The following is a 12,719-nucleotide window of genomic DNA, read 5'->3' on the forward strand; positions in this document are numbered from 1 at the left end:
AACTCTTCAGCTACCGAAATTCTTTACGATGGGATAGATAACGATTGTAACCCTGAAACTCTTGATACCGTAGATGCCGATGGCGATGGCGAGAACTCTGATACGGATTGTGATGACACAGACCCAGCAGTAAACTCTTCAGCTACCGAAATTCTTTATGACGGGATAGATAACGATTGTAACCCTGAAACACCAGACACGGTAGATGCTGATGGCGATGGCGAAAACTCTGATACGGATTGTGATGACACAGACCCTGCAGTGAACTCCTCAGCTACCGAAATATTAGGAAATGGTATTGATGATGATTGTAATCCTGAAACACCAGATATAATAGAACCTTCTGCATTTGTTTGGACTGGTACAGCTGATTCTGACTGGACTAATGCTAATAACTGGGCAAATAATAATGCTCCTGGTTTAACACCAACAAACAATGTAACCATACCTAATGTAGGAAGCAATAACTATCCTATATTAACAGCTGATCTAAATTTAGAAGAAGGTTTAAATTTATCAATTGAAAGTGGAGCGTCTTTAACTATAAATCCCAATACAGTGCTTAGTAATAACGGAACTGTTACAAATAATGGTACGCTTACACTTAAATCAGATGCAACAGGATCAGCCTATATTGGTTCAGGAACCGGTACTTTCGTTGGAGATGCTACCATTGAACGTTACATACCAGCCAAAAGAGCTTATCGTCAATTAGCTTCTCCTGTAACAACTAGTACTCCTATTGCAGAAAATTGGCAATTAGGAACGCATATTACAGGCTCCAATTCTGGCGCAAATGGTTTTGATGCTACAAATTCTGGTAACTCTTCTATGTTTATTTTTGATAATGAAGCTTATAGTTACGTTCCTATGGCTAATACTAATGCTACGAATTTGATTCCTGGGACTATGTATCATATATTAGTAAGAGGAGATAGAAATACAGACTTGACCAATAATAATGCAACACCAACAGAAACAACGTTAATAGCTACAGGTAAGTTAACAGCAGAAAATGAAGGTTCAAGCACAATAACCGTAGATGTTCCAGAGCAACGATTTATTGCTATTGGAAATCCGTTCCAAGCTCCAGTTAATATGAATACAGTATTAACGACAAACACGACAAATATTGGATCAACATTTTATTGGGTATGGGATCCAACATTAGGTAGCAGAGGTGCTTACACCGCTATAATAGCTGCAACTGGTGATGCTTCATCTGTTGATTCAGATGCCAATCAATTTTTACAAGCAGGTCAAGCAGGATGGGTTAGTACTCTTGGATCTGGTTCATCTTCAATAAACTTTACACAAAATAGTAAGGCAACATCTGAATCTGAAACTTTAGTATTTAAAAATTCAGCACAAAAAGCTAGTGCTGGAGAATTACGCTTATCGTTATATGAAAGTAATGCTTTAGCTGCTAACGAATCGGCTACCGATGGTGTGTTAATTCTATTTGATACTAATGGAAATAATGATGTTGATATACAAGATGCTGTTAAATTTACTAACTTAGATGAAAATTTTGCAACCAATAACAATGGTGTATTATTGAGTATTGAAAATAGAGCTGTTCCTCAAAATGAGGAAGAAATTCAATTAGAAATTAATACGTATAGAAACACTAACTATACAATTGTTGCCGAAGGATCTTCTATACAAGGAGTCACTACTTATTTAGTTGACAACTTTACGAATATACCAACTGAAGTCCCACAGAGCGGAAATGTAGAATATGAATATACTGTTGATTCTGATACCCCTGGCTCTATAGCTGCAGATCGCTTTAAAATTGTATTTGCTTCAGAATCGACTTTATCAGTTGATAAATTAAACTTAGAGCAGATTTCTTTATATCCTAATCCTACAAGTATTGGTAAGTTTTACTTAGATATACCATTAGGAATGGATGACCTTGATGTTACCATTTACAACGCAATAGGCGCAAAGTTATATACTAGAACTGGATTAGTTAGAGGCACTAAAGCAACAATTAACACAAGTTTTACACAAAATCAAGGTATCTATTTTGTAAAATTAACCTCTAAAGGAAAAACAGTAACTAAAAAATTAAATATCAATTAAATACATAATCTAATGAAAAATACGAAAAACACATTTTTAAAAGTAATTAGTGCCATGACTATTATTTTAGCATTGGTATGTACATCAAATTTAAGCGCACAAACAGGACCTCCTACTGGACCTCAAGACACTGTTGATAATAGTGGTGTCCCATTGGATGGCGGACTTGCTATTCTAATTATTGGTGCTGCTTCTGCAATAGGTATTAAAAAATACCGAGATAGTAACAAATAGTGAATTTTAAGTTATTCTTAAATAACTATTTACCATTTACAGTAAGGCTTATTTTAATTAAAGCCTTACTGTATTTTGTTTTATACAAACTTGTTTTGTCACTCGATTTAAACTTTATAAATTATCCTTTAACTACACATATTGGAGAATATGCTACTAAACTGTTAAACATCTCAACAAACTCTTCTGATTTTAGTGTAATTAGAGAGAGCGTTTATAATGATGAGGTCATATCATCTCAAATTTATTACAAAACCACTAAAGTGGTTTTTATTGCTGATTCTTGCAATGGTCTTATTGTATTTTTACGTTATATAGGCTTGATAATTTGTTTGCCCTCTAAGTTTTGGCGAAAGTTATATTATATACTTTTAGGCGTGTTTGCAGCTCATATTTTAAACATACTTAGGTGTTCTGGCTTAGCTTATATTAATTTATATTATAGCCAATATTTCACAGTAGCTCATGACCTTTGGTTTAAGTTGATTGTTTATGGTGCAATAACAATAATATGGATATTCTATCTTCTTAAGATTCCATCCCCCTTTAATTTAAAAAATAAGAAACAAGGTATTGCTTAAATAGTATATCAACAACTCTTCTAAAATATGCCATATCCCCTATTATAAATTATTTAATCTAAAAAATCTTATCCTGCTATTTTTACATATTAGAATCTTTAGGTTCTGCCAAAGCTTTAGATGAAGTATAAGTTAAGATGGACACGTTTACTTTTAAGTTACATATACTACAGATATGTCTGATCTTTTTCCATGCTCATGAATAATCAATACCAACATTAGCTACCCATACAATAGACACTATAACTGCCAACTGAACCTTTGGAATAATTTTTGCTCTAAATTAATTGGATTTGGCATGATTAACAAAGAATTTTCTAAATTTGCCCTCCGCGTTAGGGATAGAAGCGGCATCCTTTTTGTGAAGTTAGTTATGATGAATATTTAAATCAATAACTTATTTGTCTTGAATTAATGAGATCCCGAAACAAGTTCGGGACTGCTTCGCAGAAAGATATAGCGGATAGCCCGACCCCTTGTGGGTAACGCCCTTAGAAAAATTAATACGGGGTCGACTGGTTTTGACAGCGAGATTAATTGAACGGTAAGCACGTCGTGTAATGGTTTTGAAACACGTAAAAGGCTAGACCAAAATTTAAACGGCGAGAATAACTACGCTTTAGCTGCTTAATAACTGAATTATAGTAAGTTCAAGCCACGTCCCGCAAGGCGGGAAAGCTAAATGTCTCCAGAAAGCCTTGGTTAATGGCGTTCTTTTTAGAGGCATCGTAAATATTAACTAAGATGGTGTAGCGCTTTGATGCGCCTTCGAGATTTAAAAGCTAAGTTGTAAATAGGTTGTCTTTAGCCAGTTTACAATCGAAAAATCAAGAATAGACTAAACGTGTAGAAAGCTCTTTAGTTACTTGTTTGGACGAGAGTTCGATTCTCTCCGACTCCACATTCTAAAGCTCACTAACAGTTTTTAAGTTAGTGAGTTTTTTTATTCCAAAAATGTTATTTTTTTATTAAAATTTAACATATCCGAAAGTGCAATGGTTAAATTTGAGAAAAAACTAATATGATCAATTTAAAAACCATAAGCACCTCTATTCTTGTATTATTTCTCCTCTTAAACCTTAACGCACAAAAGAAAACAGAAACAAAAAAAGACTCTACACTATCTGGATTAAAATTTAGAAGTATCGGTCCCGCTTTTATGTCTGGGCGAATTGCGGATATTGTGATACATCCTGAAAACCAAAACATTTGGTACGTTGCTGTTGGTTCTGGTGGGGTTTGGAAAACTGAAAATGCTGGTACTACATGGAGTCCTCTTACGGATAAACAACCCTTTTACTCTACGGGTTGCTTAACCCTAGACCCTAATAACCCTAACACAATTTGGTTAGGAACAGGCGAAAATGTTGGTGGACGACACATTGGTATAGGTCATGGAATTTATGCGAGTTATGATGGTGGAAAAACATGGAAAAACAAAGGCTTAAAAAAATCTGAGCACATATCAAAAATTATAGTAAACCCTAAAAACTCTAATGAAATATGGGTTGCTGCCCAAGGACCGCTTTGGAGTTCTGGTGGCGAACGTGGTTTATACAAAACTACTGATGGTGGTAATACTTGGAAATTGGTATTGAGCGATAACGAATGGACAGGAGTAACTGATATTTTAATTGATCCAAGAAACGAAAACATACTCTATGCAGCTACATGGCAACGCCATAGAAATGTAGCAGCTTACATGGGCGGTGGACCCGGAACCGCACTTTACAAAAGTACTGATGGTGGAAACACTTGGAATAAACTCACTACTGGATTACCTAAAAGTGACATGGGTAAAATTGGTTTAGCTATCTCTCCCATAAATCCAGATGTGCTTTATGCTGCGATAGAATTGAACAGACGCACTGGAGGCATTTACAGGTCGAATAATCAAGGAGCAAGTTGGACAAAAATGTCTAGCACTGTTTCTGGTGGTACTGGTCCTCATTACTACCAAGAACTTATAGCGTCTCCCCATGAGTTTGATAAACTTTATTTAATGGATGTAAGGGCACAAGTTTCTGAAGATGGCGGTAAGACCTTTTATATTATGAATGAAAAAGATAAGCACTCTGACAACCATGCGTTAACTTTTAAACCCAACGACCCAAACTATATGTTGATTGGAACGGATGGTGGTATCTATGAGTCTTTTGATGGCTCCAAAACCTGGAAATATGTAAATAACCTACCGCTTACGCAATTTTACAAATTAGCTGTTGATGATGCAGAACCCTTTTATAACATTTATGGTGGTACTCAAGATAACAATACGCAAGGTGGCCCTTCTAGAACATTTAGAACAAATGGTATTGCAAACTCTGATTGGTTTGTGGTGTTAGGTGGTGACGGACACCAACCTGCAACAGAGCCTGGCAATCCTAATATAATGTACGCACAATCGCAACAAGGGTATTTAAACAGAGTTGACAGAACTACTGGGGAGGCTACTTTTATAAGACCTCAAGAAGGTATTGATGAACCCTACGAACGCAACAATTGGGATTCTCCTATTTTGGTAAGTAGCCACAACCCAAAACGCTTGTATTTTGGCACACAACGTGTATGGCGTTCAGATGACAGAGGAGATAGTTGGACACCAATTTCTAAAGATTTAACTAAAAACGAAGAACGTTTATCTCTACCCATTATGGGTAAACAACAAAGTTGGGATGCTGCTTGGGATGTTTATGCTATGTCCACCTATAACACTATTACGTCTTTGGCAGAATCTCCTTTAGATGAAAATGTGTTGTATGCAGGAACAGATGATGGAATCATTCAATATACAAAAAATGGAGGCGACTCGTGGACGAAGTTAATGGTAAACAATTTGCCCAACGTACCTTACACTGCTTTTGTTAATGATATTAAAGCAGATTTATACGATGTGAATATTGCCTACGTGGCGTTAGACAATCACAAATTTGGAGATTACAAACCGTATTTACTAAAAACAACTAATGGTGGTAAATCTTGGTTTGCAATTACAAACGGACTACCAGAAAATACTTTAATTTGGAGAATTGTACAAGACCATGTAGACCCAAATTTAATGTTTTTAGCTACTGAATATGGTATTTACGTTAGCCATAACCAAGGTAAAAAATGGACTAAATTTTCAGAAGGTTTACCTACCATTTCATTTAGGGATTTAGCCATCCAAAAAAGAGAAAATGATTTGGTTGCAGCTTCTTTTGGAAGAGGATTTTATGTTCTGGATGATTACAGTGCCTTAAGAAACTTAGATGAAAAATCATTAGCAACACCAATGCTATTTAAACCAAGAAAAGCGTTACAATATAAACCTGTACGTGGTGGAACTTCGAGCCAGGGCGCTTCATATTATACAGCTAAAAACCCTGATTATGGTGCAGTATTTACGTATTATCTTCCAGAGGGGTTCCAGAGTGGAATGGAGAAACGTCAAAGAAGAGAAAAACAGTTAAAAAAAGAAAATCAAGATATACCATTTCCTGGATGGGATGCTTTAGATGGTGAAAAAAACGAAGAGGGAGCTTCAGTTATTCTAGTTGTAAAAGACAATGATGGCAAATTTATTACCAGAGTTAATGCACCTTACAAAAGAGGATTTAATCGTGTTGCCTGGAACTTAAAAGTACCCAACATATCGTCGCTAAACATGGAAAAAATATCAGGTAAACCTTCGGAGTACCGTTATAATCTATTTGCTAATGAAGGCACATATACTGTCTCCATGTTTTCTAAGATAAATGGTGTTGTAACACCATTGTCTGCACCTCAAACATTTGAAATTGTAAGAATTAGGGAAAATAGTTTAGATAACCCTATTGCTAGTGAAATTGATGCTTATATAAAAGATTATAAAGCCTTTAAGTCTAATTTTGAAATCAAATTAAACCAATTTAATAATGCAACAAAAAAGCTAAAGGCTTACAATAAAGCTACAGTATATGCAATGATGGAACCAGGTACTTTAGAGAAACAAATTAGCGATTTAATGAGTGAAATGCGCAACCTAGGTCAAGTAATTAATGGTAATGCATCCAAAAAAGAAATACGCGAAAAGGATCTGCAATCTGTAGCTTCTAGATTATCAGTAGCTGCTCGTGGTTTTGGCACTATTTATGGACCTACAAAAACACATATGCAGAGTTTTGAAAAAGCCAAGGATCTATTCGGTCGTATACAGCCTAGAATAGGCACATTTGTAAATAACGTCAATGCCCTTGAAAAGATACTACTAGAAAAAGGAATACCAAAGCTATTGGATTAGTTACATTAAGTAAACTTAGTGTCTAAAGCATTAATAAAAAAACCTCAACCAATGAGTAATATTGAGGTTTTTATGGTTAGTATTTATATGTTATTCAATACATTTTAACTTATCCATAAAAAACTCCTTGTAATCTATTCTTGTTATTTCTAAAGAATCGTTAGTACCCTTAAGAAGGATAGATCTAATTGGATATTTTAATAAACTTAATATTTTTGCTTTACTCAAGTTGGCCTTAAACATAAAATTTCCGCATTCTATGTCCCATGAGTGGTAAAATGAAACTACTTGACCATTTTCAAGAGTAACCTTGACACTAGAGCGTTGATTTGGCAAATAACTAGCACACCCTAAATCATTTTTAGATAAATTAAAAAATACATTCGTCTTTAAACCTTGTTTATAGAGTTCAACCGTTAAATGTTCTGCTATAGCATATGCCTCTGTTCGTATGGTTCTTAAATTATAAAACTTGTCGTATTCGTTAATTTGATAATGACAAGAATCCCTGAACTTTAATCGTTCCTCAATCTCTCTCTGTTTTGATTCTAGTTTTTGTTGATTTTTATCTTCCCCTAAATTATGCTGCTGCAATGCCACGTCTCTTAGCTGCTGTTGTTTGGTAGCACTAATTTTTGCAATGGAATCTCTTAATTGTTTTTCCTTCAAAACTTTAAGTTGCCGCCTTGCCAATTCTAATTCGCTTGCAAGTTTTTGCTTTTCTAATTCCTTTACTTGAGCAACAGAGTCTAACCTACGTTTTGCATCAAGAGCTTCTTTCTTTTGTTTCTCTAATGCCCTTTGTAACGCTAATTGTCTTTTAGCCTCTGCCTCTGCTTTGGCGATAGAATCCAATCGGCGTTGTTCCTTCAATGCTTCAGCACGTTGTCTTGCCGCTTCTTTTTCCCGCTCTATACGCCTCAACTCTTCTTGGACCTTAGCTATGGAATCCAACCTCCTTTTTTCTTTTAGGGCCGCTAAACGTTGGCGTTCTAGTTCTCGTTGGCGCTCCAATTGCCTTTTAGCCTCTGCCTCTGCCTTGGCGATGGAATCCAATCGGCGTTGCTCCTTCAATGCTTCAGTACGTTGTCTTGCCGCTTCTTTTTCCCGCTCTATACGCCTCAACTCTTCTTGAACCTTGGCTATTGAATCCAACCTCCTTTTTTCTTTTAGGGCTGCTAAACGTTGGCGTTCTAGTTCTCGTTGGCGCTCCAATTGCCTTTTAGCCTCTGCCTCTGCCTTGGCGATGGAATCCAATCGGCGTTGCTCCTTCAATGCTTCAGTACGTTGTCTTGCCGCTTCTTTTTCCCGCTCTATACGCCTCAACTCTTCTTGGACCTTGGCTATTGAATCCAACCTCCTTTTTTCTTTTAGGGCCGCTAAACGTTGGCGTTCTAGTTCTCGTTGGCGCTCCAATTGCCTTTGAGCCTCTACCTCAGCTTTGGCGATGGAATCCAATCGGCGTTGCTCCCTCAATGCTTCAGCACGCTGTCTTGCCGCTTCTTTTTCCCGCTCTATACGCCTCAACTCTTCTTGGACCTTAGCTATGGAATCCAACCTCCTTTTTTCTTTTAGGGCCGCTAAACGTTGACGCTCTAGTTCTCGTTGGCGCTCCAATTGTCTTTGAGCCTCTGCCTCTGCTTTGGCGATGGAATCCAATCGGCGTTGTTCCTTCAATGCTTCAGCACGTTGTCTTGCCGCTTCTTTTTCCATTTCTATACGTCTCAACTCTTCTTGGACCTTGGCTATGGAATCCAACCTCCTTTTTTCTTTTAGGGCCGCTAAACGTTGACGCTCTAATTCTTTTAAACGTTTTACTTCTTCTACTTTAGCTATAGAATCCTTGATTCGTTGCTCTTTCAGAGCTTTGGCACGTTCAATGGCTAAAGCTTTTTTCCTCTTCTCTTCTTCTATTTTGGCAATAGAGTCTTTTATTCTTTGCGCTTTTCTTTCTACTATTTCTCGAATTTTTTTCTGCCTATTTTCTTCCTCTGCTATTAGCTTTTGCATTTCCCGTTCTTCATAGTCGTAAAACAAATCCATCATGCTTTCTGTAATATCGAGAAACTCGTCCCCTACATAACCCAGAACCTCATCATATTTAACTTTATATGTGTTTTGTCCGGAATACTCTAAAACTATACACTTCTGGTTCCTCTTAAAATGAATGACTATAGAAGAATTAGCATCTACACTTTCATGAATAGTTCCACTTTCAATAAACTTAGTTTTTATTACCTCGTCTTGAGCAAACAAACTAGTTGATAGAATTGATAAAGTAATGAAGAATATAAAACGTTTCACTTTAAGATTTGGGTTTACTTTTTAACAATTTAAACATCCCATAGAAATGCAAAGTACAAAGATCAAAATAAAAAAAATTGATTGGTCCAACCAAAAAAAAGCCATTAACCACTTATTTACTGTGATTAATGGCTTTTAGATAGTATTTATTGGATAAAATACCATCAATAATACTAGTAATAAACTATTTCCTAACTGCTTTTACAATGGCTAGTGCATTTCTTACGTCTTGCTCTAGTTTTGCATAGTCTTTATTTGCAATAATATCTTTTGATATTAATTTTGAGCCCATACCTACACATGTTACTCCTGCATCAAACCATGCTTTTAAATTTTCTTCAGTTGGAGCTACACCTCCTGTAGGCATAATGGAAGTCCACTGCTGAGGGCCTTTTATACCTTTAACAAATTGAGGTCCATAAATATCTCCTGGGAATAATTTTACTATTTCGCATCCTAGTTCTTCTGCTCTAGTAATCTCAGTAAGCGTACCACAACCAGGAGACCACAACACTTTTCTTCTATTACAAACTATTGCAATATCTTCTCTTAGCACTGGGGTTACTATAAAGTTTGCTCCCAAAGCCATATAAAGCGAAGCTTGACCTGCATCGGTAACGGAACCAACTCCCATGATCATTCCTGGTAATTCAGCTATGGCATATTTGGTTAATTCCCCAAAAACTTCGTGAGCAAAATCACCTCGTGCAGTAAACTCCATTAACCGAGCACCACCATCATAACAGGCCTTTAATACTTTCTTACTTAATTCTATATCTTGATTAAAAAACAAGGGAATCATCCCTGTCTCTTTCATTGCTGCTGCAACTTCTAATCTTGTAAACTGTGCCATTTTATAAATGTATAATTGTTGATTTGTGTAGTTGTTGAACTGTTAAACCAATTTAATTAGTGATCTAACAGATCAACAATTAAACACTTTTTTATCTTGCTACACGCCCAGAAGCATCTCCACTCATTAATTTCTTAACCTCATCTATTGTAGCTAGGTTAGCATCTCCTTTTATTGTGTGTTTCAAACATGAAGCTGCTACTGCAAAATTTAACGCTTTTTGGTCGTCTCCTTCATATTCTATTAATCCATATATAAGACCTCCCATAAAGCTATCTCCACCTCCTACACGGTCAACGATATCTGTAATCTGATACTGAGGAGATTCAAATAATGTTTTTCCATCATATAAAACACCTGCCCACGTATTATGAGAAGCTGATATTGAACCTCTCAAAGTTGTGATTACTTTTTTAGCACGTGGAAATTTTTTCAACATTTGATCACAAACTGATAAAAATGCAGCACCTTTTACATGCTCTCCTTGCGTTGTTATATCTAAACCTTCTGGCTTGATACCAAAATGTTTTTCAGCATCTTCTTCATTTCCTAAAATGATATCACAATAAGATGTTAACTCAGTCATGACTGCTTCTCTATGTGCTTCATCACAATATTTCCAAAGCTTTTGGCGGTAATTAAGGTCTGTAGAGATGGTTAGTCCTTTGGCACTCGCCACTTTTAATGCCTCTAGGCAAGCATCAGCCGCTCCTTGCGAAATTGCTGGAGTAATCCCAGTCCAGTGAAACCAATCTGCTCCTTCAAATGCAGCATCCCAATCTACCATACCTGCTTTAATTTCAGCCATTGCAGAATGTGCTCTATCATAAACTACTTTACTACCCCGATTTACAGCTCCAGTTTCAAGGAAATAAATTCCTAAACGGTCTCCACCCCAAACAACTTTATCAACACCTACACCTCTTTTTCTCATTTCCATAAATGCACATTCCCCGATATCATTTTTAGGTAAACGTGTTACAAAATCTACGGGAATACCATAATTAGCTAGAGATACCGCTACGTTACTTTCTCCTCCGCCATAAATTACATCAAATGATGTGGATTGCGAAAATCTTAAAAATCCGTGTGGAGCTAATCTTAACATGATTTCTCCAAATGTTACTACTTTTGCCATTGTACTTAAATAATATTATTTTTTTAATTGTTCCATCGATTGAACAAATTATAACAAAATAAAAATAAACCTAATTTTCTTTTAATAAAATGAAATACAAAAAGTTATAAAGTCAATTATAAAAAGGAAAGTATGTATGTATTTTTAGTTGGTCTAGTTATGATTTGAATAAAAACAGTATATTTGTTCAAACGTTGAAACAAAAGTAAATAAAAATTGGCATATAAAAAAAAAACTACCATAAAAGATATTGCTAATGTTTTGGGAATTACTCCCTCTGCTGTCTCAAAAGCTTTAAACAACCACCCTAGAATAAGCAAAAAAACGAAAAAGGCAGTTTTACAAGTTGCTGAAAATCTCAATTACCAACCTAACCATATCGCTACCGCCTTGAGAAAGGGAAAAAGTAATTTGGTAGGCGTTATCATACCCAGAGCCAATAGTAATTTCTTTTCTTCTGTTATTGAAACCATTGAAGCCATTTTAAATAAAAAAGGATACAATATAATCATTACGCAATCTAACGAATCCTATGAAAAAGAATGCAAGAATATCGAAGCACTCTTGTTTACACAGGTTGATGGTATTATTGCGTCAATGGCTAACGAAACTGTAAAACTTGATTATTATAACAAAATAAAACAAAAAGGGATTCCATTAATACTATTTGACAGAGGTGAAAACGATCTAAATGTTGATTATGTTGGTATTGATGATTATATGAGTAGCCATGTAGTTATAGATCACCTTGTAGAACAAGGTTGTAAAAGAATTGCACATATAAGTGGTTTTAGCCACACAAGAATCTATAAAAACAGAATAAGGGGATATTTAGATGCTCTAAAAAAACACAATCTCCCTTTTGAAGAAAACTTAATATACGAATGTAATTTAAGACAGAGTGACGGTAGAGAGCTAATGAAGAAGATATTAAGCCTTCCAAATAAACCCGATGGTATTTATGTATCTGGGGATTATGCTGCTTTAGGTGTACTTGAAGTGATGAAAGAAAACAATATAAGTGTTCCTGAGGACATTGCCCTAGTTGGTTTTAGTAACGAACCTTTTGCAGCGATTGCTACACCTTCAATTTCATCGGTTGAGCAACATAGTGAAAAAATTGGCGAATTGGCTGCAAAGACATTCCTAAGGAGGATATCAAATCCAGATGAAGAAGTTACACTTAATAAAATGATTTTGGATGCAGAACTTATAGTTAGGGCTTCCTCAAAAAGGATATAGCAAAAAAAAGACACC

Annotated in this window: 8 protein-coding genes and 1 other RNA gene; 6 read left to right on the forward strand and 3 right to left on the reverse strand. The window is 35.8% G+C overall.

What is annotated here, in order from left to right; translation table 11 throughout:
• From JS605_RS11200 to JS605_RS11220, 5 genes are all read left to right on the forward strand, one after another.
• Positions 1 to 2,091, forward strand: a 2,091-nt coding sequence (locus tag JS605_RS11200) for a MopE-related protein (RefSeq protein WP_203257819.1), incomplete at its 5' end; no start/stop codon positions are given.
• Positions 2,092 to 2,103: 12 nt separating this feature from the next.
• Positions 2,104 to 2,325: a hypothetical protein gene (locus tag JS605_RS11205; RefSeq protein ID WP_203257820.1), complete on the forward strand. Its 222-nt coding sequence runs from the start codon at positions 2,104 to 2,106 to the stop codon at positions 2,323 to 2,325.
• Complete coding sequence (locus JS605_RS11210; RefSeq protein WP_203257821.1) at positions 2,325 to 2,906, forward strand: archaeosortase/exosortase family protein; 582 nt, start codon at positions 2,325 to 2,327, stop codon at positions 2,904 to 2,906. The genes JS605_RS11205 and JS605_RS11210 overlap by 1 nt, the downstream gene beginning before the upstream one ends.
• A gap of 507 nt (positions 2,907 to 3,413) precedes the next feature.
• Positions 3,414 to 3,810, forward strand: a transfer-messenger RNA (tmRNA) gene (ssrA, locus tag JS605_RS11215).
• A gap of 117 nt (positions 3,811 to 3,927) precedes the next feature.
• Positions 3,928 to 7,167: a WD40/YVTN/BNR-like repeat-containing protein gene (locus JS605_RS11220; protein WP_203257822.1), complete on the forward strand. Its 3,240-nt coding sequence runs from the start codon at positions 3,928 to 3,930 to the stop codon at positions 7,165 to 7,167.
• Positions 7,168 to 7,257: 90 nt separating this feature from the next.
• On the opposite strand, the gene JS605_RS11225 is transcribed toward JS605_RS11220, so the two are convergent.
• From JS605_RS11225 to JS605_RS11235, 3 genes are all read right to left on the reverse strand, one after another.
• Positions 7,258 to 9,471: a coiled-coil domain-containing protein gene (locus JS605_RS11225; RefSeq protein ID WP_203257823.1), complete on the reverse strand. Its 2,214-nt coding sequence runs from the start codon at positions 9,469 to 9,471 to the stop codon at positions 7,258 to 7,260.
• Positions 9,472 to 9,655: 184 nt separating this feature from the next.
• Positions 9,656 to 10,324, reverse strand: coding sequence for a bifunctional 4-hydroxy-2-oxoglutarate aldolase/2-dehydro-3-deoxy-phosphogluconate aldolase (locus JS605_RS11230; protein ID WP_203257824.1), 669 nt, complete (start codon positions 10,322 to 10,324; stop codon positions 9,656 to 9,658).
• Positions 10,325 to 10,415: 91 nt separating this feature from the next.
• A complete protein-coding gene (locus tag JS605_RS11235) occupies positions 10,416 to 11,462 on the reverse strand; it encodes a sugar kinase (protein WP_203257825.1) in 1,047 nt (348 codons plus the stop codon).
• A 216-nt stretch (positions 11,463 to 11,678) separates the two neighbouring features.
• Here JS605_RS11235 and JS605_RS11240 point away from each other — a divergent pair, with 216 nt between their 5' ends.
• Positions 11,679 to 12,704, forward strand: coding sequence for a LacI family DNA-binding transcriptional regulator (locus JS605_RS11240; RefSeq protein WP_203257826.1), 1,026 nt, complete (start codon positions 11,679 to 11,681; stop codon positions 12,702 to 12,704).
• Positions 12,705 to 12,719: the final 15 nt, after the last annotated feature.

The organism is Hyunsoonleella ulvae (assembly GCF_016827605.1).
In the GTDB taxonomy this organism is placed as follows: Bacteria; Bacteroidota; Bacteroidia; order Flavobacteriales; family Flavobacteriaceae; genus Jejuia; species Jejuia ulvae.